The following is a 22065-nucleotide window of genomic DNA, read 5'->3' as shown; positions in this document are numbered from 1 at the left end:
AATATAGAACAGATGGATTTTCTTTGCAAATCAAATTTTGAATACAAAATAAAATTCATATTAGGATATGAAATCATACTTTATATTCGCAATCATTCTGACGGCAATCTACGTCGTTTACTATGCGGCCAACATCGCCAGGGACCTGTACCGAAAGAGAAGCCAGGGCAGGACGGACGAGGAAGTCTTTGAACTCGACCCCGATGACGGGCAGGACAGCGTGGCGGTGACGGAAAGCGAGACCGGATTCAACGTCGGGACGGAGAAGTACGAGACCGCATTTGATAATTCCGGCACTTCCATACAGGACGGCGCGGCAGACACAGACAAGGAATCGGCCGAAGAGCGGTTTGCCCGTATGAAGGCCGAAGCCGAGGCGAAAATGGAGGACAGTACCCCTTACTTGTCAGAGGCATTCACAGCGGACGATATGTACAAGGCGATGGTTTCCGGCGGCCGTCTGGAGAACCGTCCCGCAATGGCGTGGAAACCGATGGACAAAATTTAGCGATGAAAACGAAGAAGACAGTATGCGCCTTGCTGATGCTCACGGTTCCCTGCTTCGCCTTCGCCAAGAGCGGAGCCGTAAACTATTCATGGGGAGCGGATGCGCTTGCCACCATGCACGACTTCGTGGTGACGATGATGATGTACGTCCTTTACATCTGTTATGCGGTCGCCTCCGTGCTGGCCGTCATATCCGCGCTCCAGATCTATATCAAATGGAACACGGGAGAGGACGGCATCGTGAAATCCATCCTGATGCTGTTCGGGGCATGCATGTTCATCATAGGCGCCTCCATCGTATTCCCGGCCTTTTTCGGCTACCGCATATAGAAAAGAGATTCAGAATATCAATGATAGTAATCACTAAAAGTAACGAGAATGAAGAAGTTAAAGAATGCAATGAAAAGAATCGTAGGCGCAGTATTGTACAAGGTTGCGATGCTCGCCATTCTGTTGGTGTCTGGGCCTGCCGCACTGATGGCGCAGAACACCGCAGGCGACTACACGGCCGGAACCAACGCCCTGACCACCGTGGCGGAGGAAATCGCCAAGTATGTACCCATCATGGTGAAGCTGTGCTATGCCATCGCCGGAGTCGTGGCCATCGTGGGCGCCATCAGCGTCTATATCGCGATGAACAACGAAGAGCAGGATGTCAAGAAGAAAATCATGATGGTCGTGGGCGCCTGCATCTTCCTGATTGCGGCGGCACAGGCACTTCCGCTGTTTTTCGGTATCGGCGGCTAAAAAGGAGATGCGATGAAAGGCAGGGACGAACGCTATCCGGACTACCCGTTGTTCAAGGGGCTTCAGCGGCCCCTTGAGTTCATGGGCATACAAGGACGGTATATCTACTGGGCGGCGGGTTCGGCAGGCGGAGCCATTGTCGGTTTCGTCATTGCCTACTGCCTTGCCGGTTTCGTGGCCGGACTGGTGGTATTGGCCGTCATCCTGTCTGCGGGCATCTCGCTCATCATCCTCAAGCAAAGGAAAGGCCTTCACACCAAGAAGAACCAGAAAGGAGTGTATGTCTATGCCCGCTCGAAGAAGAAATGAAAAAAAAAGCCATGACGGAGAGCGCGTGGCCTATTGAATGTTGAACCCGGGCAGGCCCGCTTTGGAACAGGCGAGTCTGCCCTTACTTAAGCAGAAAGCAACCGACAATGACACTGTACATCATACTGATTTTCATCGCCCTCTGTGCGGGCATGGCCATTTCGGTCCATGCCTTCGGCACGGGCGGCAAGCGCAAGCGCATCTTCCAGGACATCTATTTCACCGTGGAGGACGTGGACGGCATCGGGGTGCTGTACACCAAGACCGGGGAATACTCGGCCGTCCTGCGGATGGAGAACCCTGTGCAGAAGTATTCGGCCAACATCGACAGCTACTACGATTTCACAAGCCTGCTCACCGCCGTCGCACAGACGCTGGGCGAAGGCTATGCGATACACAAGCAGGACGTGTTCGTGCGCAAGCAGTTCGAGGATGTGACGGGCGACCGGCACGAGTTCCTATCCTCCGCCTATTTCCGGTACTTCAAAGGCCGGATGTACACGGACAGCGTATGCTACCTGACCATTACGCAGGAATCAAGAAAAAGCAGCCTGTTCTCTTTCGACGGCAAGAAGTGGCGCGACTTCCTCGTGAAGATACGCAAGGTGCATGACCAGCTCCATGACGCGGGCATACAAGCGGAGTTCCTGGATAAGCCCCAGGCGAATGCGTTCGTTGACCGCTACTTCGCCATGAACTTCAAGGACAGGATTGTCTCGATGACCAATTTCAAGGTGGACGATGAGACGGTCTCGATGGGCGGCAAGCGTTGCAAGGTGTACAGCCTCGTGGACGTGGACTGTGCCGCGCTGCCTTCGCTTGTCAGGCCCTATACCAATATAGAGGTGAACAATGCGGAGATGCCCGTTGACCTGCTGTCCGTCATCGACAGCATACCGGAAGCCGAGACAGTGGTCTATAACCAGATTATCTTCCTGCCCAACCAAAAGCGAGAACTGGCGGCACTCGACAAAAAGAAGAACCGTCACGCAAGTATCCCCAATCCCGGCAACCAGATGGCCGTGGAGGACATCAAGCGTGTGCAGGAGATAGTTGCCAGGGAGAGCAAGATGCTCGTGTACAGTCATTTCAATCTTGTTGTAGGGGTATCTGCCGACACAGACATACAGAAATGCACCAATTATCTGGAGAATGCCTTCGGTCGCATGGGCATCCACATCAGCAAGCACGCCTATAACCAACTGGAACTGTTCGTCGCCTCTTTTCCAGGCAACTGCTATGCCCTGAACGAGGACTACGACCGTTTCCTGACCCTGAGCGACGCAGCCATGTGCCTGATGTATAAGGAACATATCCAGCACAGCGAGGATACGCCGCTGAAAATCTACTACACCGACCGTCAGGGTGTCCCTGTGGCCATCGACATCACCGGAAAAGAGGGAAAGAACAAGCTGACGGACAACTCGAACTTCTTTTGCCTGGGGCCTTCGGGCAGCGGAAAGAGCTTCCACATGAACAGCGTGGTGCGCCAGCTCCATGAGCAGGGCACGGACGTGGTGATGGTCGATACGGGTAATTCCTACGAAGGATTGTGCGAATACCTGGGCGGCAAGTACATCAGCTACACGGAGGAAAAGCCCATCACCATGAATCCGTTCAACATCACGCAGGCAGAACTCAACATCGAGAAGATAGACTTCCTGAAAAATCTGATCCTGCTGATATGGAAAGGTTCGGACACGAAAATCACGGAACTGGAGTTCCGCATCGTAGAGCAGATGGTGACGGACTATTACGACGTTTACTTCCACGGCTTCGACGGTTACGACCCCGTGCAGCGCGAGAACCTGCACAAGACCTTGATAGCCGCCGAGAAGCGGAAAGGCAGATGGAATGCAGAGAACCTGCCGGAACTGGAACAAAAGGTGGACGGCAAGATACGCCTGCTGGAGGAACGGCGGAAAGCCTTGAAAGTAAACTCGCTGTCGTTCAATACCTTCTATGAATACTCTTGTGAACGGTTGGAACTTATCTGTTTGGAAAACAACATCACGGAGATAGACTACGACAAATATACCTACATGATACAGCCGTTCTACAAAGGCGGCAACTACGACAAAATATTGAACGAGAACGTGGACACTACCCTGTTCTCGGAAACGTTCATCGTCTTCGAAGTAGATGCCATCAAGGAAAACAAGAAACTGTTTCCCATCGTAACGCTTATCATCATGGACGTGTTCCTGCAGAAGATGCGCATCAAGAAGAACCGGAAAGTCCTTGTGATAGAGGAAGCGTGGAAGGCCATCGCCTCGCCGCTCATGGCCGAATACATCAAGTTCATGTACAAGACCGCAAGAAAGTTCTGGGCCTCGGTGGGCGTGGTGACGCAGGAGATACAGGACATCATCGGCAGCGAGATAGTAAAGGAAGCCATCATCAACAACTCCGATGTGGTGATGCTGCTCGACCAGAGCAAGTTCAAGGAACGGTTCGACAGCATCAAGGCCATATTGGGCCTGACCGACGTGGACTGCAAGAAGATATTCACCATCAACCGTCTGGAGAACAAGGAAGGGCGCAGCTTCTTCCGCGAGGTTTTCATCCGGCGTGGTTCGACCAGCGGCGTGTACGGCGTGGAGGAGCCGCACGAATGCTATATGACCTACACCACCGAACGCGCGGAGAAGGAAGCGTTGAAACTGTACAAGAAAGAACTCCGTTGCAGCCACCAGGAAGCCATCGAAGCCTACTGCCACGACTGGGATGTCAGCGGCATAAGCAAGTCCCTGCCTTTCGCCCAGAAGGTGAATGCAGCGGGGCATGTGTTGAATCTGAAAAAGAGGGATAAAAACAATCAGCAATAAATGACCATGAAACGGCTGTCGTTCATACTAATGCTCTTGTCGCTCGCCACCGTGCAGCATGTCCACGCCCAGTATTACAGCGTGAACTACGACACACGCACCGTGGCGGCGATGGCCGCCGCCTTCGGTACGGAGACGGTCGCCGAGAGTTATTACCGGGAGCAGGTGGACGACATCCTCAAGCACTACACGGCTGCGGAGGTCGCCGCCGCCGGCATCTTCTCGTCGAAATTCCTTGAACACAAGGCCCTGTCCGAACTCGGTATCTGGAGCAGCAGCACGGAAAACTACTATTACCGCCGTATCTACAACATGGTCGCCCGGAAAATCATACCGAAGATCTGGGTGGTGGCCAAGATGATGCTGCAATCCCCGCAGACAGCCCTCTACTGGGGCAGCTACCTGATGAAAGTGTGCGACGACACCAAGAGCCTGTGCATGCAGTTCGAGAGCATCGTGACCAACAGCACGCTGACTTTTTCCGACGTGGCTTTTCTCGAAATCAAGGAAGAGTTCGCCTCCCTGCTGCGGCTCAGCGAACTGGGAAACATTGACTGGCAGCGGATGCTGGACGACCTGGCCCGCATACCGGGCAACTTCACGAAAGAAAACCTGCAGAGCGACCTCGACAATTTGTACAACATGGGTGTGGGGCTGGCCACGGCGGGCATCGGGAATATCGGCGACGCCCTGCTGCAGACCAGCTCGTTCCATGACCTGATGAACGGCAAGGTGGAAGAGATATTCCACCTGTATGACCATTACAGCTACTTGTACGAAGCTGCGGAACAGGATGCCGGACGGCTCCTGCTCGACATGGTGGGCGGTCCGGAGAATGTGGCCGGGCTGTTCGACTTCAGCAACTACGACCTGACCTCGTGGATTACCGACTACATGGACGAAGCCGCCGGGAATTACTACACCCAGCGGTGGTACATCGCCCGCCGGGAACAAGGCAGCGTGTCGCTGTGCGACTATTATCCGCCCACGGACGACAACAGCATCCTGAACGGCGGCGAATGGACCCGTTTCGAGACCACCGACGCCGGGTTCTATCCCAACGCCTCGCAGCGCGAGCAGGCCCTCTCCAACTCGGAGCGGTATGCCGGATGGTCGCGCGACCGGGTGCAGCAGTTGAACAACCAAAACGACGGCTTCACTTACTCCATCCGTTACAGCCAGAAGGCCTATGTCATCAGCCGTGGCGGGAAACAGACTAAGAAGGCATACGCCTACGAAATCCACGTGACCCAGAGCTGGAACCGGGAGGAAGTCATCTATGAGGATGTATTTGACTCTTATTCGATGGACCTGAACACCTTCAAGGCGCAGCTCAACGCCCGCCTGTCGGAAATCAACGAGAACGAGGAAGGCTATACCTATTACATCGCCTCCGACGCCCGGAACTACTACCAGGCGACGGACGCCGCCAAACTGCAGGGCTGTGAGAGCGTGACCATCAGCGTGACCTGTTCCGACGGCGCGACCCTCGGACAGGGTTCGACCCAATACAAATGCCGCAAGTGCGGCAGTTCGCTGAACAGCCATTCAAAAGACTGCGCCATGCAGACCACCGTGACGGACAATGAACTGGACACCTCGGAACTGGACGGGATGGTACAGGAAGCCGAGAACCAGGTCGCCGCCCTCCAGTCGCAGATAAAGGCTCTGGAGGATGAGAACGCCGCCCTGCTGAAGAAGATTTCCGAATCGAGCGTGGAAGACGCCGCCGTTTACCGGCAGCAGTACAACGCCAACCAGACCCGGATACAGGAACTGAAGAGCGAATTGGCTGAGTGGCAGCAAAAACTGGCAGACTACGAAAACGCAAAATCGGAGGCTGCCGGCGACAATGCCGTGGCGACGGACGACTACTACCGCATCCCGGCCATCATGCAGGACTGCAAGACCGCCTACAACCTGACGTGGCAGGACGGCGGAGCATGGAACGGTTACACCTTCGTGCGCAAGGCCACCATGACGGACATCAACGGCGTCATCACCTTCAAGGCGACCCTTTCGATCGCGAGGAAGCCCAAATACTTCCTCGGCATCAAGATACACCGTGCCATCCTGCAGATAACATGGGAACTGACCACGGAATACACCGACACCCATGTGGCCGATGTTCTGACGCTCGACCCGAACCTGTCGGACGCGGAAAAGGCCAAGCAAGTGAACGACCGTATCGCGGAGATAGCGAGGGAATACCCCTCCTGCAAGATTACTACCGAATATGCCAGTACGCCGCCGATGGAAGACACGCCTACGGGCGATGTGTACCACCTGCTATGGTCGAGCGACCGCCTTGAAATCGCCCGTGAGGTGGACACCCGCCTCACGAGAATCTACGCCGACCTCGTGTCGCTGGAGAAGATGATGCATTACAAGTACAGCATCATCGACCTGTTGAAGGATGTGCTGCCCGAACTGGACACGGATGAAGGACGCAGGCTCACGCTTGTGGAAGAATGCCACGAACGGTGGGTGGAAAATGCCCGTAACCTGCGCAACGGGAACGGCAGAAAGGAGGACGTAAGATGAGACAGAGACTGACTTTGACCTTCCTGCTGCTGGCTCTTCTGCCGTATGTCGCCAAAGCCCAATGGACTTTCGACATCGTATCGGTGGAAGCCTACATCAACGACCACAAGAAACAGCGCAGCCTGCTGCTGGCACGTTCCACCCTGGAATACAGCAACAAGCTGCTGCACGAGTACAGCAAGGACGCTACCGTGGAATACAAGGAGCTGAACGTGGACCTTGACCGGTACACACGCGCCTTTGATGTCATCGACGTGATGTACCAGTCCCTGCGGACGGTGCTGAACGCCAAGGACACCTATACGACTGTGAGCGACCGCATCGGCGATTACAAGGAGATGCTGACCGAGTTCAACGACAAGGTGCTGAAGCGCGGAAAGGCCGAGCCGGAAGACCTCCTGATACTCACGATAAACAAGAAAGCGATAGAAGACATCGCCAATGACGGGGAACAGTTGTACAAGTCGCTCAACGACCTTGTGCTGTACGCCACCGGAGCGGCTGCCTGCTCGACTTCCGACCTGCTGATGGTCATGGAAGCCATCAACGGCTCTCTCGACGACATCGAGCGGCACCTGAACCGTGCCTATATGGAGACATGGCGATACATACAGGTACGCATCGGCTACTGGAAAGAAAAGATATACCAGGCACGCAGCCGTCAGGAAATCATCGACGGAGCCTTTGGCCGCTGGCGCGGTGCCGGAAGACTGGATTATTAACGAAAAAAGAAAAAGGATATGCACATGAAACGAACAATGACACTTCTTGCGGCGGCAGTCCTGACGGCACATGCCGCCCATGCGCAGTATGTGACCTACAACCACGACTCGCCCAAGCAGAACCAGATTACCGTGATGGAAACCGGCACCGGGGCATTCACCCCGGAAATCTACTACACGCTGCTGCACAACAAGTACAAGAAGACGGCGGCGGCGAAGAACAAGCTGTCGTTCCGGACGCTGGCCGGAGTGAACCTCTACAACCAGACGGACGAGGCGGAAGCCATCGACTCGGCACTGGTCAAACGGGCCGCTGTCGAGGCATTGAACGTGGCCGACAGGCAGGTGGATCTGGCCTGGCTCGCTGAGGGCGACAAGGTGAACGGACAGATGGAACGCTTCCGGCGCAACATCGACCGCATCCTCCTGTGTGGCGGCACGCCGGACGAACGGGAACGTTGGGAAGAATATTATCAGGTGTACCAGTGCGCCATCAACGCCACCAAGGATGCCTACATGCCCAACGCCCAGCGGAAGAAAGAGTACCTGCGCATCAGCGAGGATGTGGCCCGGCAGAACGGGACGCTTGTCCTCTACCTCGCCCGGAAACAGAACGCCACCGTGACGGAGGGACTGCTGAACGCAGAAGAAGCACAGCCTATCGACAAAGGAAGCATCCTGCGCGATGCCGTGGAGCGGTGGAACGAATCCCGGTTTGCCGTGCGTGGCTCGCAGACGGGTGGCGGCAGCGGAGGAAGCGACGGAGAAGAAACCGTGAACAGGAACTAAAAAAGAAACGGAAATGGCAGACGGAAATATCCTATCGAATTTCGGCATAGACCTTCTGGAAGAGGAAATAGATGATGTCATCTTTCAGACCAACGAGTTTCTGACCGATGCCACGTTTACCGGGGCGCAAGGGCCATTCTGGTGGATCCTGCAGATGTGCATGGCACTCGCCGCCCTGTTCGCCATCATCATGACGGCGGGCATGGCCTACAAGATGATGGTCAAGCACGAGCCTCTGGACGTGATGAAACTGTTCAGGCCGCTGGCCGTGTCATTGGTCCTCTGCTGGTGGTATCCCCCGGCAGACACGGGCATGGCAGGCAGCGGCAGCAACTGGTGCTTCCTGGACTTCCTGTCCTACATCCCCAACTGCATCGGCTCGTACACCCACGACCTCTACCAGGCGGAAGCCGCGCAAATCAGCGACAAGTTCGAGGAAGCGCAGGAACTCATCTTTGTCAGGGACACGATGTACACCAGCCTACAGGCGCAGGCGGACGTGGCCCATACCGGAACATCCGACCCGAACCTGATAGAGGCCACGATGGAACAGACCGGCGTGGACGAAGTGACCAGCATGGAGAAAGACGCGGCCAAGCTGTGGTTCACCTCGCTGACCTCCGGCATCGTCGTGGGCATCGACAAAATCATCATGCTCATCGCCCTTGTGGTGTTCCGTATCGGGTGGTGGGCGACGATATACTGCCAGCAGATCCTGCTGGGGATGCTGACGATATTCGGGCCAATACAGTGGGCTTTCAGCCTGCTGCCCAAATGGGAAGGCGCGTGGGCGAAGTGGCTCACGAGGTATCTGACGGTACACTTCTACGGGGCGATGCTCTACTTCGTGGGCTTCTACGTATTGCTCCTGTTCGACATCGTGCTGTGCATCCAGGTGGAGAACCTGACGGCGATAACGGCGAGCGAGCAGACGATGGCCGCCTACCTGCAGAACTCGTTCTTCTCCGCCGGCTACCTGATGGCGGCGAGCATCGTGGCATTGAAATGCCTGAACCTTGTGCCGGATTTGGCCGCATGGATGATACCGGAGGGAGACACCGCCTTCTCGACCCGTAACTTCGGTGAGGGCGTGGCACAACAGGCGAAGATGACAGCCACGGGCGCCATCGGAACCATGACGCGATAAGGAAACTCTGACCCATTAAGAACTATCATCAATCATAAAACAAAAAGGATATGAAAACCAAGAAAAGAATCGAGAAATGGCTGGCGGACGAGAATTTCCGCCGGTATGCCGAGAAACGGATGCAGGAAGAGATTACGGAAGTGCCGGAGAACCATACGCTTGACCGGAAGTACGAGGAACTCGACGAAGGTTTCGAGTGTGACGACCGGTACATCTCGCCCCTTGTGGAATACCTCGCCTACCGCCTGCATCTGGCAAGGCTTTGCAGGAACCCGCACAAGCGCAGACGCGGCATCTGGTGGGTGTTCGTGCATGTGTTCATGCAGGGGCATTACACCCATGTCTTCTCCGAACATTTCGACCCTCTGCTGGACGAGCTGCAGGACTGCATCATCCCCATGCTGCATGACGAATATGTACGTAGGTTGAACAGCGAAAAAAGAGGCAGGCAATGGTCATAAAGAATCTGGAGAACAAAATCAGGCTGACAGGCATCGTCTGCACGGCTTTCCTTGTGGGATGCGTCATCATCAGCGTGTCGAGCATCTGGACTGCCCGGACAATGGTCGCGGACGCGCACAAGAAAGTCTATGTGCTGGACGGCAACGTGCCGATATTAGTCAGCCAGACCACGATGGACGAAACGCTCGATGTCGAGGCCAAGAGCCATGTCGAAATGTTCCACCATTACTTTTTCACCCTTGCGCCGGATGACAAGTACATCCGTTACACGATGGAGAAGGCCATGTACCTGGTGGACGAGACCGGACTGGCACAATATAATACGCTCAAAGAGAAAGGTTTCTACAGCAACATTCTCGGAACGAGCGCGGTGTTCTCCATCTTCTGCGACAGCATCCGATTCGATGCAGCCAAAATGGAGTTCACCTACTACGGACGGCAGCGCATCGAACGCCGGAGCAACATCCTGATGCGCGAACTGGTCACAGCCGGACAGCTCAAACGGGTGCCGCGCACGGAGAACAACCCGCACGGGCTGCTCATCGTGAACTGGCGCACGCTGCTGAACAAGGACATCGAGCAGAAGACAAAGAACAACTATTAAAGGAGGAACGACCATGAACATCAAAGGATTCAGACGCATGCTGCTCGGCGAGAAGATGCCGGACAGGAACGACCCGAAATACAAGGAACGCTACGAGCGGGAGGTGAATGCCGGGCGCAGGTTCGCCAAGGCGACCCGGATAGACAAGGCGGCCGCCAAGGTGCAGGGCTTTGCCAACGTGCACCGCACCCTGTTCCTTGTCATCGTATTTGCCTTCGTCGCCGCAGGGCTGGCATGGAACATCTACCGGCTGACCGTCGTGTACCACCGTCAACCCGTAAAGCGGACAGCCACCGAGATGCAGGACAGCATCCTGCGGGAAAGGCACCGGTCATCCGAGCTGTATGTACAACCACCAAAAGAACAATGACGATGAGCATATTGGAGAAAATCAATTTCAGGCAACCGAAGTACATGCTTCCGGCCATCCTCTACCTGCCGCTGCTCGGCGCGTCGTACTTCATCTTCGACCTGTTCCGCACCGAAAAGGCCGAAGTGCAGGACACCACGCTGCAGACCACCGAGTTCCTGAACCCGGAACTTCCGGAAGCCACCCTTAAGAACGGGGACGGCATAGGCAGCAAGTACGAGAACATGACAAAATCATGGGGCCGGATACAGGACTATACCGCCGTGGACAACATTGAAAGGGACGAACCCGATGAAAACAAGGAAGAATATGAATCGAAATACACCGATGACGACATCGCCCTGCTCGGAGAAGTCGAACAGGAAAAGAGTATGGCGGCGGAAGCTGCCGACGCCAAGAAACGGGAAGAAGAAGCCCTCGCGGAACTGGAGAAAGCCCTTGCCGAAGCCAGGCTGCGCGGACAGCAGGAAGTGACCCCGCCGGCAAAAGAGGACACGGCCCAAACAGAGGTACCACCAGTGGAACCGCAGGCAGAGGGCCGCATCGACGAGGACAGCCGTGCCGTGAAAACTCCCGGTGAGAATGACAAGGCCAGCGAGGTGGTGAAGAAAGCCAAGGCATCCTCGGACTACTTCCACACGCTCGACCGCAGCAGCGATGAGCCGAAGCTCATCCAGGCCATCATCGACGAGGACATCAAGGCCGTGGACGGCTCGCGTGTGCGGCTGCGCCTGCTGGACGATGTGGAGATAGACGGAAGCACCCTCCGAAAGGGCACCTACCTGTATGCCACGGTCAGCGGCTTTTCCTCCGGAAGGGTGAAAGGCAGCATCAGCAGCATCCTCGTGGGTGACAAGCTGGTCAAGGTCAGCCTCTCGCTGTACGACACCGACGGGCTGGAAGGACTGTATGTGCCGGAAAGCCAGTTCCGGGAGACGAGCAAGGACGTGGCCAGCAGCGCCATGTCGGGCAACCTGAGCATGAACACCGGCGGCTATGGCAACAACCTCGCCCAATGGGGAATGCAGGCCGTGCAGAACGCCTACCAGAAAACGAGCAACGCCATCAGCAAGGCCATCAAGAAGAACAAGGTCAAACTGAAGTACGGCACCTTCGTGTATTTAGTAAACGGAAACCAGAAACAATAGACAAGACGAAAATGGAGCAAGACAAGATATACCACATGGACTGCCTGGAAGGGATGAAGCAGATAGCCGACCGAAGCGTCGATGCCGTGATTGCGGATCTGCCTTACGGCGTGCTGAACCGGCAGAACGGGGCTGCCCGGTGGGACCAAAAAATCCCGCTTGCACCCTTATGGGAGCAGTACCTGAGAATCACCAAGCCGGACAGCCCCATCATCCTGTTCGCACAAGGCATGTTCACGGCGGAACTGGTATTGTCACAGCCCAAGCTGTGGAGATACAACCTCGTCTGGCACAAGGACAGGGTGAGCGGCCACCTGAACGCCAACCGGATGCCCATGCGCCAGCATGAGGACATCGTGGTGTTCTACCGGAAACTGCCGGTGTACCACCCACAGATGACCCCGTGCCCGCCCGAAAAACGGAACCATGACCGCCGCAAGACGGAAGGTTTCACCAACCGCTGCTACGGTGGCATGAAGCTCGCCCCAGTGCGCATAGCCGATGACAAATACCCGACATCGGTAGTATCCGTACCCAAGGAACACTGCAAGGGAGCCTTCTACCACCCCACACAGAAGCCAGTAGCCCTGATAGAATACCTGATACGGACCTACACAGACGAGGGCGACCTCGTGTTGGACAACTGCATCGGCTCCGGGACGACCGCCATCGCCGCCCTGCGGACAGGCCGGCACTACATCGGCTTCGAAATCGACAAGAGTTATTGCGAAATTGCCGAGCAGCGAATACGGGAGGAAGGCGAACAGAGGGAAAGAATGAACAACGGGAATAAACAATAAAAAAGCATAGACATGAACAGACATCGAATGACGGGCCTGTTTCTCCTTGCGGCCGGACTGTGCGCCGCATACGAGGCAAAAGCCCAGAAAACCTACGAGGAAATGGAGCTGCTCACCGTGAACGAGCAGGTGACGACCGTCATCACGGCATCGGAACCCGTCCGACTGGTGGACATCTCCACCGACAAGGTGGCGGGTGACCAGCCATTGGACAACATTATCCGCCTGAAGCCCAAGGAGGCCGGACACGAGGACGGCGAAGTGCTCGCCATCGTCACCATCGTGACGGAACGCTACCGCACGCAGTACGCGCTACTCTATACTACCCGGCTGAAGGAAGCCGTGACCGACAAGGAGATACTGCCTGCGGAACGGGAAGCCTACCACAATCCCACCGTCTCCATGTCCACAGCGGAGATGACCGGACTGGCCAGACGCATCTGGAACTCCCCGGCCAAGATACGGAACGTGGCGAGCAAGGCACACCGCCTGACCATGCGGCTGAACAACATCTATGCGGCCGGCGACTACTTCTTCATCGACTTCTCGATAGAGAACAAGACCCATATCCGGTTTGACATCGATGAAATCCGTGTGAAGCTCGCTGACAAGAAGGTGTCGAAAGCAACCAATTCGCAGGTCATTGAGCTGACTCCGGCAATGGTGCTGGAACCGGGAAAATCATTCAAGCGGGGCTACCGCAATGTGATAGTCGTCAAGAAGATGACCTTCCCCAACGACAAGGTGCTGACCATCGAGATGACGGAGAAACAGATCAGCGGGCGCAACATCAGCCTGCACATCGACTACGAGGACGTGCTTGCCGCCGATTCGTTTGACCAATCGCTATTGGAGGAGGAATGATGTCAATGAAGAATTAAGAGTGACGAATTAAGAATTGGAAATGATGAGTGAAGCATTGAAAAATAAGGGAAGGACAAGAAACAGACTGCTTGCCTTGGCGGTGGCCGTGTTCACCTTGTCTGTAACAGCTTCGGCACAGCGGAACACCGGACGGCTCTCGCTCGGAGCCGGGCTGCTGTACCGGAACGGCATGGATCTGACCCTTGCCTACGAACATGAGACGAACTACAACAATGCCTGGGAGTTCTTCGCTAACGGCTACCTGCAATGGAAAGACTGTGAGACGTGCGGGCATATCTGCCCGGAATCGTTCTGGCGGAACTACCGCACCTACGGCTTCGGCGTGGCCTACAAGCCCTGCGTGGTACGCGGCAGGAACCACTACGGCAACCTGCGCATCGGGGCATCGGGCGGCAGTGACACGAAGAGATTCCTCGGCGGCATCCACCTCGGCTACGAACACAACTATGTGCTGCGGTCGGGATGGGTGTTCTTCTGGCAGGCGAAGGGCGACGTGATGATAAAGGGAGCCGACCTGCTGCGGGCAGGTGTCGTGCTCGGCGTGAAACTGCCGGTAAAATAACTGATGAAATGAGGGAAAATAAAAATATGAACAGATGACAATAAACAAGATACATATCATCATTGCGGTGGCGGCAGTCTTAACTCTGGCCGCCTGCGACGCACACATCGAGACTCCGGACATGACGGTACGGCCCGGACATGTCCTCTGCGACGACGGCACGGTCCTTTCCTACGAGTTGTACCAAACTTCCGGCAAGCGGGCCGTGGCCATCGTATTCGACACCGGCAAGCACGGCGACACAGAAGAGAACGGTCGTGCCGTCTATCTGTGGGACATCGCTCCCAAAGCCTTTGCGGACACTCTGGGCGTGGAGCAAGGAACATCCGCCGACACGGAAGCATTCGACGGGAACACGAACACCTTTGCCCTATATGACACCCGGGAGACCGCCTCGCCGATGGCGGAAGCGGTATTCGACCTGTGGTGCTACGGACAGAGCGCATACATCCCCTCGGTGGCGGAGATGCGCCTGCTGTATGCGGCACGGGAGGTCGTCAATCCCGTACTGGAAAAATGCGGCGGAGACATCTTGCCCACAGACAGCACAGGCGACTGCTGGTACTGGACCTCGACGGAAGTAGAGGGGCAACAGACCGCCAAAGCGTGGCTCTACTCGATAGGCAGCGGAGCCATGCAGGAGACCCCGAAGACACAGGCACACCGGATAAGGCCCATCATTACCTTGAACAACTAAAAATAACAACAATATGGAAACATTGGATATTACTATGCTTATCGGACTGGTGCTGATGGTATCGGCACTGGTCATCCTTTACCGATGCGCACGGGGAAAATCCCGCCGCCAGCGGATGAACGAACTTGCGGATACACTTCTTTCTATCCACGACAGCCTTGAGCTTCAGGTCAGGAGATTGGAAACCCTGTCGGGTGAAATAGCCTCCGACAATGAAAAATGTTCCGCCCTGCAATACCGTGCAGGGCAACTGCAGGATACCGTCGATTCGCTGGAATACAGACGGGACGAGCTTGACCGGGAGAACCTGTCCCTGGCGAGAACCCACGACGAACTGATGCGGAGCAATGCCGACCTGACGGAGAAGGCAGCCCGCCTGCGGAATGCCATAGTGCAGGACGGACAGGCCGTCGTCGAGCTGGAGCAGCGCATCGACACCCTGAGAAGAATCAAGGAAGGCTTGGAGATTGCCGTGGAGAACAAACCGGCGGAAGAAATACCTTACCTCTCGCAGCCGCTATTCAGCTTGGGCATCCAGCCATCGGCGCAGAACCACCTCACCGCATACGGGTTAAGATATGTAGGCGACCTGGTGCGTCGTGACGAGCAGTACCTCATGGAAATATGGGGAATCGGCCCGGCAACCGTCGAGCGGATAAAGACCAAACTGAACGAGAACGGCGCATATCTTGACATGGACGTTATCCGGGTGGATAACCGCTGGTATCGCAGAAAAACGGACTAAAAGACAGACAGGCTTATGGAAGAAAGCAAGGAGTTACAGGGATTTTACCGGATATTCCGCGCGGCGGTCTATGTGTCCGTGCTGCTGGAGTTTTTCGAGTATGCCTTCGACCCCTCCGTATTCGGGGACTGGGGCGGCATCCTCGCCGACCTGCACGGACGTATCAAGCGGTGGGCGATATACAGCGACGGGCATCTCGTGTACAGCAAGCTGGCGACCGTCCTGCTGATCTGCATCACCTGTATCGGCACGCGGAACAAGAAACATCTGGAGTTCAACGCCAAGCGTCAGGTCGTCCTGCCCCTGACGGCGGGCCTTGCACTGCTCGTCCTCTCCGTATGGCTGTTCGGCCACCCGATGGGGATGCAGCTGTACACGCTGCCCGTACACATCATCCTCTATATGGCAGCCTCCCTTGCAGGCGTGATACTGGTTCATGTGGCACTTGACAATATCTCGAAATACATCAAGGACGGGCTGATGAAAGACCGCTTCAACTTCGAGAACGAGAGCTTCGAACAATGTGAGGAAAAAGTGGAGAACAACTACAGCGTGAACATTCCGATGCGCTATTACTACAAGGGCAAGTTCCGTAAGGGTTGGGTGAACATCAGCAACCCTTTCAGAGGTACATGGGTGGTCGGCACGCCGGGAAGCGGAAAGACCTTCTCCATCATCGAGCCGTTCATCAGGCAACATTCCGCCAAGGGCTTCGTGATGGTCGTGTATGACTATAAGTTCCCCACTTTGGCGACCAAGCTGTACTATCATTACAGGAAGAACCAGAAGCTGGGCAAGCTGCCACAAGGCTGCAAGTTCAACATCATCAACTTCGTGGATGTGGAATACAGCCGGAGGGTGAACCCCATCCAGTCGAAGTACATCAACAACCTTGCAGCGGCGAGCGAGACGGCGGAAACCCTGCTGGAATCCCTGCAGAAAGGCAAGAAAGAGGGAGGCGGCGGCAGCGACCAGTTCTTCCAGACTTCGGCGGTGAACTTCCTCGCCGCGTGTATCTACTTCTTCGTGAACTACGAGAAAGAGCCTTACGACAAGGACGGAAACAAGCTGTATGCGGAGAAGCGGCAGGACCCGGAGACGAAGTTCTGGAAGCCGACGGGCGTAGTGCGCGACCGCAAGGACGGGAACATTGTGGAACCCGCCTACTGGTTGGGCAAGTACAGCGACATGCCGCACATCCTGTCGTTCCTGAATGAGAGCTACCAGACCATCTTCGAAGTATTGGAGACCGACAACGAGGTGGCACCGCTGCTCGGTCCGTTCCAGACCGCCTTCAAGAACAAAGCGATGGAACAGTTGGAAGGTATGATTGGAACGTTGCGTGTCTATACCTCGCGCCTGGCGACCAAGGAATCGTACTGGATATTCCACAAGGACGGTGACGACTTCGACCTGAAAGTGAGCGACCCGAAGAATCCGAGCTACCTGCTCATCGCCAACGACCCGGAAATGGAGAGCATCATCGGCGCCCTGAACGCCCTTATCCTGAACCGCCTTGTAACCCGTGTGAACACCGGACAAGGCAAGAACATCCCCGTGAGCATCATCGTGGACGAGCTTCCGACCCTGTACTTCCACAAGATAGACCGCCTGATAGGAACGGCCCGAAGCAACAAGGTGAGCGTGGCATTGGGCTTTCAGGAACTGCCGCAGCTGGAAGCCGACTACGGCAAGGTGGGCATGGAGAAAATCATCACTACCGTAGGCAACGTGGTGAGCGGTTCTGCCCGAAGCAAGGAGACCCTGGAATGGCTGAGCAACGACATCTTCGGCAAGGTGGTACAGATAAAGAAGGGCGTAACCATAGACCGCGACAAGACCTCCATCAATCTCAACGAGAACATGGACAGCCTGGTTCCCGCCTCGAAAATCTCCGACATGGCAACCGGCTGGATCTGCGGCCAGACGGCGAGGGACTTCACCAAGACCAAGACCGGTGCAGGCGGCTCGATGAACATACAGGAAGCGGAGGAGTTCAAGACCACGAAATTCTTCTGCAAGACCGATTTCGACATGAGGGAGATAAAGAAAGAGGAAGCCGGGTATGTGCCCCTGCCGAAGTTCTACACCTTCCCGTCGAGGGAGGAACGGGAGCGCATCCTGTACAAGAACTTCGTGCAGGTAGGCCAGGACGTAAAGGAGATGATAAAGGACGTGTTGAACAAACGGGGGGCGAAATGAGACATGCAAGAACGACAACGGCCGTCGTGCTGCTCCTGTGCGCAGCGGCGGCCCTGTACGGGCAGGGAAAGCACGGAGGAGGAACACCATCCGCCGCTCTGTCCCTGTACCGGCTTCCTCCGCTGGAGAGGGCCATCCTATGCACGAAATACCATGAAGGCTGGCATGGCGAGAAGAAGCACTGGCCCTATGTGGGCTGGGGACACCATGTGCTCCCCGGCGAGCGGCTTACCAACAACATCACCCGGGCGCAGGGCGATTCCATCCTGCGGGCCGACCTGATGAAGCTGTGCCGCCTGTTCCGCCGGTTCGGGCGTGATTCGACGCTGCTTTCCTGCCTCGCCTACCAGGTGGGAGCCTACCGTCTGTTAGGCAGCAAAGACCTGCCCAAAAGCAGGCTCATACAAAAACTGGAGGCTGGGAACAGGGACATTTACAAGGAGTACATTTCTTTCCGGTGTTACAAAGGCCGGGTAATTCCGAGCATAGAGAAAAGAAGGAAGGTGGAATATATGCTGCTTTTTGAGAAATAGGCGTGTCGCTGAAACCTTTTTCCAGTAAGGACATCGGAAACCATATCCGCCAAGGTGCTCTATTTCTTTTTCAAATCAAAATACAGCAAGCGGGTTTTCAGATGTTCGTCCTGCGGAATATCATAGTATTGCTTTTCTATTTCCTCTGTCTTGTACAGGGGGACAAAGCCATTTTTTTCATAATAGCGAAGCACCTTGTCCTCATTGTAGGCATCCACCACGATAAAGCGGCATCCGGTCTTGTTGTCCTCATGTCGGAACCAGTCCTTGATAAAAGACATCAACTGTCGACCGACATGGCTCGGTGAGTTTTGAAAATCACGATTAACCCCCAATCTGCCAATCAACACGGCCGGGTAGCTGCGTCCTCTCTTGGGATTGACGATGTTGCGTTGGAAGCGGTTTTTGTCATTGGAGGGCATCAGCTTGGTCTTGATACTGTCATTCGACAATGTGAACAACGCCACAATACGGTGCGGGGCTTCCGTCGTCACCCAACAATAAGTCTTCCCCAACAATTCTTCCGCATACAAATCGGCATCATTGATGAAAAAATCATCAAGGTCGTCCACGCCACAACTGAAAGAGAGACAATTATCACGCACCTCTTTATTGCAGGCAAGCATGACGCAATCATCATACAAGGAAATCTCGTCCATGCTTAATTGAAACGGAATGAACGGGATTTCTCTAATACTTTCTGTAACCGTTTCTTGGCTGTAGCCGACAAACGGGGCGTTGCCTTTACAGCATTCTTGTCAGCACTACGCACAAAATCCTCTGCCGTAGCACCTTCCAAAACCGGGATGTTCTTAATCGTTATGGCCATAATCGTATATTTTATGCAAAGGTACTACTTTATTATTATTCCACAAAAAAGTATGCTGACTTTAACCGTTTAAACGTTTGATTCAATACAAAATGCGCCATATCTGTTTAATTCATTACTATACAAAAGAATGTGAACATGATGAATATGTTTGCCTATCCATCAATGGATGGACAGCATGATGGGATTACCATCTTTTTCTTCCTGTGGAGGTGCAAATATTCTGTTCCCTCTTTTCTTATCATACCCGCAGCCTCCATATCTTTGAACCGGAAGGAAATCGGGGGAAACAATATCCGTCCACATCCAGTTTGTTTCTATTTTCCAGAATCATGGGAAAACTGTCATGAGCGGGCCAACTATCATTACTCCGCATATCGAAAGGCAGATTCGAGTTTTGCAAATAGAAAGATGTGTGCCGAGACTTTTTTTTAATCATACTCCCAAAAAAAACGATAATCAGCCATACAAAAAAAAGATTAAAACCATTGTGAGATGGTTTCAAATACATATCTTTGTTACAGAAAGCAAAATAACAGAAGAAGTATGTTTACCAACAAGGAAGAAGTATTGGAAAATGCATTACGGGTATTCGCCAAAATGAATTACGAAAAAGCAAGCCAAATGGAAATAGCCAAAGCCTGTGGGTTGTCAAAAGCCGGACTGATTTATTATTTCCCTCTCAAACTTGACCTGTTTGTTGCAGTAGTGGACAAATACGTATTCAACACCCAGCAGTTGGAAAACAAGTTCAAATTCACGGGAGGTTCGTTTTCGGAGTTTATCGACCAATATGTAGAAGGTGTGGAAAATACCATGAACCGCCTTGTGCACATGCTTAACGACGGCAACAATCCCAACGGGTGCTGCTTCAATTTCTACTACTACCATCTGCTGATGCAAGTGCGATTAAATTATCCGAATGTAGAGAAAAAGCTGGCCAACATATTCGAGCAGAATCTCCAGCTGTGGGAGACCGCCATCCAAAAGGCAAAAGAAAACGGGGAAATGCGTCAGGACCTGGATGTGGAAGAAACGGCCTCAATGTTCTGGCAAGTCTTTTTCGGCACCTCTTTTGAACAATCATTTTTTCAAGGTCTGAATATCAAACAACTGAGGAAGAAACTGCATTTTATTTACTCCTTGTTGAAAGCCTGAAACCGATTTTCCGCCCGCTCACACCCGCATATCATCTAAAATTAGGTGTTTTAACACAATAAAACAGACCAACTGGTTTGTTTTTGCAATCCTTTTCCTATATTTGCGCTTATGATTAATCTTTCGACGACATGGACAAGGCTCAGAGGCAAAGAGGAAGCATCGTTCTTCACAAGGAAGAAAAGGATGGTGTGGATTATGTCCGGATAGAGTATGCAGGAAACGGGGCAATCCCCCTGCTGCTCGCCCAGGATACAGGCGTGGAAATGACCGGCAAGGATTCCGCTTGCATGGCGGCTGCTGTTTTCAAGCTGTCGGATTTCTACGACCGCTATTCTCCCCATGCCTATATTGATTACAGCCGGGTATATGTGCGGCATCCCAGACCCAAGAGGGAATACACGCTGCCGGAAGGCTATCTGGAACTGCTGGAACAGAAACGCTACAGCCCATCCACCATAAAGACCTACCGGGCTTATTTCAGCGACTTCGTGGAGTACCACAAAGGGCGCAACATCGACCGCCTGAAAGTGGCGGACATCAACAGGTACATTCTTTATCTTGTAAACGAAAAGAAAATTTCTGTTTCACAGCAGAATATGCGCATCAACGCCATCAAGTTCTACTACGAGCAGGTGAAAGGCGGGAAACGGCAGTATTACGGCGGCATCACACGAGCCAAAGAATACAAGACCGTCCCGGAAGTATTGAGCAAGAACGAGATAAAACGCATCCTCGACCAACTGTCTAACATCAAGCATCACTGCATGATTTCCTTGGTTTATTCAGCCGGATTGCGGCGTAGTGAATTGCTGAACCTCACACCAAAAGACATCAACAGCGAAATGATGTCCGTGCGTATCATGGGTAAGGGCAAGAAATGCCGCTACTCGCTGCTTTCGCCCAAACTGCTGGAAGAGCTGCGGCAGTACTTCCGTGAATACCGACCGAAGAAATGGCTGTTTGAGGGCGAAACGCCCGGACAACCGTACTCGGCAAGCGCATTGGTGAAAGTGCTGAAAGAAGCCGCACAACGTGCGGGCATCAAGCACCGAGTGCATGTACACATGCTCCGCCACTCGTTTGCCACACACCTTTTGGAACAAGGGACAGACTTGCACACGATACAGGAACTGTTGGGACACAACGACATAAAGACTACAGCCATATATCTTCATACATCGAATGCACACAAAGCTAAAATCCCAAATCCGCTTGATTCGCTGGATGATTCGTAGGGTGCGGCTATTAGAGATCAGGAAACACACCTGCCGGGTGTCGGTTATCGAAATATCCTATACCTACAGGTGTATTTATAAACAAATTCAAGGCAAATTAAAACAACTAATATACAGCAACTTACAAACAAATAAACAAATGTAAAAAAATAACGGTAGTGAATGATTGATTTGATAGATTACATAGGAAGGTGTAGTTCCCGGGAAAGCACATATCGCTTGGCGGACTTTTTCAACCG

At 54.0% G+C, this 22065-nt stretch carries 24 protein-coding genes; 22 read left to right on the top strand and 2 right to left on the bottom strand.

The genetic code is table 11. The features are described from left to right. Positions 1-67 precede the first annotated feature (67 nt). From BQ7483_RS04695 to BQ7483_RS04600, 20 genes are all read left to right on the top strand, one after another. A complete protein-coding gene (locus BQ7483_RS04695; protein ID WP_013616560.1) occupies positions 68-508 on the top strand; it encodes a hypothetical protein in 441 nt (146 codons plus the stop codon). Positions 509-510: 2 nt separating this feature from the next. Next, on the top strand, positions 511-837 hold the full coding sequence (locus tag BQ7483_RS04690) for a DUF4134 domain-containing protein (protein ID WP_013616559.1): 327 nt from the start codon (positions 511-513) through the stop codon (positions 835-837). 108 nt (positions 838-945) lie between these two features. After that, a complete protein-coding gene (locus BQ7483_RS04685) occupies positions 946-1254 on the top strand; it encodes a DUF4134 domain-containing protein (RefSeq protein WP_371325555.1) in 309 nt (102 codons plus the stop codon). A gap of 12 nt (positions 1255-1266) precedes the next feature. After that, the gene (locus BQ7483_RS04680; RefSeq protein ID WP_013616557.1) at positions 1267-1563 is read left to right on the top strand and encodes a DUF4133 domain-containing protein; all 297 of its coding nucleotides are present in this window, start codon (positions 1267-1269) and stop codon (positions 1561-1563) included. A 107-nt stretch (positions 1564-1670) separates the two neighbouring features. Next, positions 1671-4391 (top strand): TraG/VirB4 family ATPase, encoded by a 2721-nt coding sequence (locus BQ7483_RS04675; RefSeq protein ID WP_072545045.1) that lies wholly within the window; start codon positions 1671-1673, stop codon positions 4389-4391. Between the two features lie 6 nt (positions 4392-4397). Beyond that, positions 4398-6935 carry a hypothetical protein gene (locus BQ7483_RS04670; RefSeq protein WP_204246002.1) on the top strand — a complete coding sequence of 846 codons (2538 nt, stop codon included), beginning with the start codon at positions 4398-4400 and terminating at the stop codon, positions 6933-6935. Next, the gene (locus BQ7483_RS04665; RefSeq protein WP_072545041.1) at positions 6932-7657 is read left to right on the top strand and encodes a hypothetical protein; all 726 of its coding nucleotides are present in this window, start codon (positions 6932-6934) and stop codon (positions 7655-7657) included. The genes BQ7483_RS04670 and BQ7483_RS04665 overlap by 4 nt, the downstream gene beginning before the upstream one ends. Before the next feature lie 24 nt (positions 7658-7681). Then, positions 7682-8446 (top strand): DUF5045 domain-containing protein, encoded by a 765-nt coding sequence (locus BQ7483_RS04660; RefSeq protein WP_072545426.1) that lies wholly within the window; start codon positions 7682-7684, stop codon positions 8444-8446. Positions 8447-8459: 13 nt separating this feature from the next. After that, complete coding sequence (locus tag BQ7483_RS04655; protein ID WP_072545039.1) at positions 8460-9593, top strand: hypothetical protein; 1134 nt, start codon at positions 8460-8462, stop codon at positions 9591-9593. A gap of 50 nt (positions 9594-9643) precedes the next feature. Further along, positions 9644-10054, top strand: coding sequence for a hypothetical protein (locus tag BQ7483_RS04650; protein WP_013616551.1), 411 nt, complete (start codon positions 9644-9646; stop codon positions 10052-10054). Beyond that, complete coding sequence (gene traK / locus BQ7483_RS04645; protein WP_013616550.1) at positions 10045-10659, top strand: conjugative transposon protein TraK; 615 nt, start codon at positions 10045-10047, stop codon at positions 10657-10659. The genes BQ7483_RS04650 and traK overlap by 10 nt, the downstream gene beginning before the upstream one ends. Positions 10660-10672: 13 nt before the next feature. Continuing rightward, positions 10673-11029 (top strand): hypothetical protein, encoded by a 357-nt coding sequence (locus BQ7483_RS04640; protein ID WP_072545037.1) that lies wholly within the window; start codon positions 10673-10675, stop codon positions 11027-11029. 2 nt (positions 11030-11031) lie between these two features. Continuing rightward, a complete protein-coding gene (gene traM / locus BQ7483_RS04635) occupies positions 11032-12177 on the top strand; it encodes a conjugative transposon protein TraM (protein WP_072545035.1) in 1146 nt (381 codons plus the stop codon). 11 nt (positions 12178-12188) lie between these two features. Beyond that, complete coding sequence (locus BQ7483_RS04630) at positions 12189-12977, top strand: DNA-methyltransferase (RefSeq protein WP_072545033.1); 789 nt, start codon at positions 12189-12191, stop codon at positions 12975-12977. 27 nt (positions 12978-13004) lie between these two features. Beyond that, positions 13005-13841 carry a conjugative transposon protein TraN gene (gene traN / locus BQ7483_RS04625; protein ID WP_418793546.1) on the top strand — a complete coding sequence of 279 codons (837 nt, stop codon included), beginning with the start codon at positions 13005-13007 and terminating at the stop codon, positions 13839-13841. Positions 13842-13884: 43 nt separating this feature from the next. Beyond that, the gene (locus BQ7483_RS04620; RefSeq protein ID WP_013616545.1) at positions 13885-14424 is read left to right on the top strand and encodes a hypothetical protein; all 540 of its coding nucleotides are present in this window, start codon (positions 13885-13887) and stop codon (positions 14422-14424) included. A gap of 34 nt (positions 14425-14458) precedes the next feature. Next, on the top strand, positions 14459-15121 hold the full coding sequence (locus BQ7483_RS04615) for an Lcl C-terminal domain-containing protein (protein WP_013616544.1): 663 nt from the start codon (positions 14459-14461) through the stop codon (positions 15119-15121). A 13-nt stretch (positions 15122-15134) separates the two neighbouring features. Continuing rightward, positions 15135-15866, top strand: coding sequence for a DNA-directed RNA polymerase subunit alpha C-terminal domain-containing protein (locus tag BQ7483_RS04610; protein WP_072545031.1), 732 nt, complete (start codon positions 15135-15137; stop codon positions 15864-15866). 15 nt (positions 15867-15881) lie between these two features. Next, entirely contained in the window at positions 15882-18068 is a 2187-nt protein-coding gene (locus BQ7483_RS04605; protein ID WP_013616542.1) for a type IV secretory system conjugative DNA transfer family protein, read from the top strand. Further along, positions 18065-18601, top strand: coding sequence for a glycoside hydrolase family protein (locus BQ7483_RS04600; protein WP_072545029.1), 537 nt, complete (start codon positions 18065-18067; stop codon positions 18599-18601). Before BQ7483_RS04605 ends, BQ7483_RS04600 begins: the two co-directional genes overlap by 4 nt. Before the next feature lie 59 nt (positions 18602-18660). Here the strand turns inward: BQ7483_RS04600 and BQ7483_RS04595 are convergent, their stop codons facing one another. Continuing rightward, positions 18661-19260, bottom strand: a complete 600-nt coding sequence (locus tag BQ7483_RS04595; protein ID WP_072545027.1) for a GNAT family N-acetyltransferase — start codon at positions 19258-19260, stop codon at positions 18661-18663. 2 nt (positions 19261-19262) lie between these two features. After that, positions 19263-19430: a hypothetical protein gene (locus BQ7483_RS17865; protein ID WP_013616539.1), complete on the bottom strand. Its 168-nt coding sequence runs from the start codon at positions 19428-19430 to the stop codon at positions 19263-19265. A 546-nt stretch (positions 19431-19976) separates the two neighbouring features. Between BQ7483_RS17865 and BQ7483_RS04590 the strand changes: the two genes are divergently transcribed. Together BQ7483_RS04590 and BQ7483_RS04585 are read left to right on the top strand one after the other, a co-directional pair. Beyond that, on the top strand, positions 19977-20588 hold the full coding sequence (locus BQ7483_RS04590) for a TetR/AcrR family transcriptional regulator (RefSeq protein ID WP_072545025.1): 612 nt from the start codon (positions 19977-19979) through the stop codon (positions 20586-20588). A gap of 131 nt (positions 20589-20719) precedes the next feature. Next, positions 20720-21826: a tyrosine-type recombinase/integrase gene (locus BQ7483_RS04585; protein WP_072545023.1), complete on the top strand. Its 1107-nt coding sequence runs from the start codon at positions 20720-20722 to the stop codon at positions 21824-21826. Positions 21827-22065: the final 239 nt, after the last annotated feature.

It is taken from the genome of Mediterranea massiliensis (assembly GCF_900128475.1).
In the GTDB taxonomy this organism is placed as follows: Bacteria; Bacteroidota; Bacteroidia; order Bacteroidales; family Bacteroidaceae; genus Bacteroides; species Bacteroides massiliensis_E.
Note: the sequence above shows the minus strand (reverse complement) of the source record. Positions and strands in the feature narration are given on the sequence as shown.

Excerpts from the sequence above, each read along its gene's own strand:
- BQ7483_RS04695 (WP_013616560.1), top strand. The coding sequence starts at position 68 with ATGAAATCATACTTTATATTCGCAATCATTCTGACGGCAATCTACGTC.
- BQ7483_RS04690 (WP_013616559.1), top strand. The coding sequence starts at position 511 with ATGAAAACGAAGAAGACAGTATGCGCCTTGCTGATGCTCACGGTTCCC.
- BQ7483_RS04685 (WP_371325555.1), top strand. The coding sequence starts at position 946 with ATGCTCGCCATTCTGTTGGTGTCTGGGCCTGCCGCACTGATGGCGCAG.
- BQ7483_RS04680 (WP_013616557.1), top strand. The coding sequence starts at position 1,267 with ATGAAAGGCAGGGACGAACGCTATCCGGACTACCCGTTGTTCAAGGGG.
- BQ7483_RS04675 (WP_072545045.1), top strand. The coding sequence starts at position 1,671 with ATGACACTGTACATCATACTGATTTTCATCGCCCTCTGTGCGGGCATG.
- BQ7483_RS04670 (WP_204246002.1), top strand. The coding sequence starts at position 4,398 with ATGAAACGGCTGTCGTTCATACTAATGCTCTTGTCGCTCGCCACCGTG.
- BQ7483_RS04665 (WP_072545041.1), top strand. The coding sequence starts at position 6,932 with ATGAGACAGAGACTGACTTTGACCTTCCTGCTGCTGGCTCTTCTGCCG.
- BQ7483_RS04660 (WP_072545426.1), top strand. The coding sequence starts at position 7,682 with ATGAAACGAACAATGACACTTCTTGCGGCGGCAGTCCTGACGGCACAT.
- BQ7483_RS04655 (WP_072545039.1), top strand. The coding sequence starts at position 8,460 with ATGGCAGACGGAAATATCCTATCGAATTTCGGCATAGACCTTCTGGAA.
- BQ7483_RS04650 (WP_013616551.1), top strand. The coding sequence starts at position 9,644 with ATGAAAACCAAGAAAAGAATCGAGAAATGGCTGGCGGACGAGAATTTC.
- traK (WP_013616550.1), top strand. The coding sequence starts at position 10,045 with ATGGTCATAAAGAATCTGGAGAACAAAATCAGGCTGACAGGCATCGTC.
- BQ7483_RS04640 (WP_072545037.1), top strand. The coding sequence starts at position 10,673 with ATGAACATCAAAGGATTCAGACGCATGCTGCTCGGCGAGAAGATGCCG.
- traM (WP_072545035.1), top strand. The coding sequence starts at position 11,032 with ATGAGCATATTGGAGAAAATCAATTTCAGGCAACCGAAGTACATGCTT.
- BQ7483_RS04630 (WP_072545033.1), top strand. The coding sequence starts at position 12,189 with ATGGAGCAAGACAAGATATACCACATGGACTGCCTGGAAGGGATGAAG.
- traN (WP_418793546.1), top strand. The coding sequence starts at position 13,005 with ATGACGGGCCTGTTTCTCCTTGCGGCCGGACTGTGCGCCGCATACGAG.
- BQ7483_RS04620 (WP_013616545.1), top strand. The coding sequence starts at position 13,885 with ATGAGTGAAGCATTGAAAAATAAGGGAAGGACAAGAAACAGACTGCTT.
- BQ7483_RS04615 (WP_013616544.1), top strand. The coding sequence starts at position 14,459 with ATGACAATAAACAAGATACATATCATCATTGCGGTGGCGGCAGTCTTA.
- BQ7483_RS04610 (WP_072545031.1), top strand. The coding sequence starts at position 15,135 with ATGGAAACATTGGATATTACTATGCTTATCGGACTGGTGCTGATGGTA.
- BQ7483_RS04605 (WP_013616542.1), top strand. The coding sequence starts at position 15,882 with ATGGAAGAAAGCAAGGAGTTACAGGGATTTTACCGGATATTCCGCGCG.
- BQ7483_RS04600 (WP_072545029.1), top strand. The coding sequence starts at position 18,065 with ATGAGACATGCAAGAACGACAACGGCCGTCGTGCTGCTCCTGTGCGCA.
- BQ7483_RS04595 (WP_072545027.1), bottom strand. The coding sequence starts at position 19,260 with ATGGACGAGATTTCCTTGTATGATGATTGCGTCATGCTTGCCTGCAAT.
- BQ7483_RS17865 (WP_013616539.1), bottom strand. The coding sequence starts at position 19,430 with ATGGCCATAACGATTAAGAACATCCCGGTTTTGGAAGGTGCTACGGCA.
- BQ7483_RS04590 (WP_072545025.1), top strand. The coding sequence starts at position 19,977 with ATGTTTACCAACAAGGAAGAAGTATTGGAAAATGCATTACGGGTATTC.
- BQ7483_RS04585 (WP_072545023.1), top strand. The coding sequence starts at position 20,720 with ATGGACAAGGCTCAGAGGCAAAGAGGAAGCATCGTTCTTCACAAGGAA.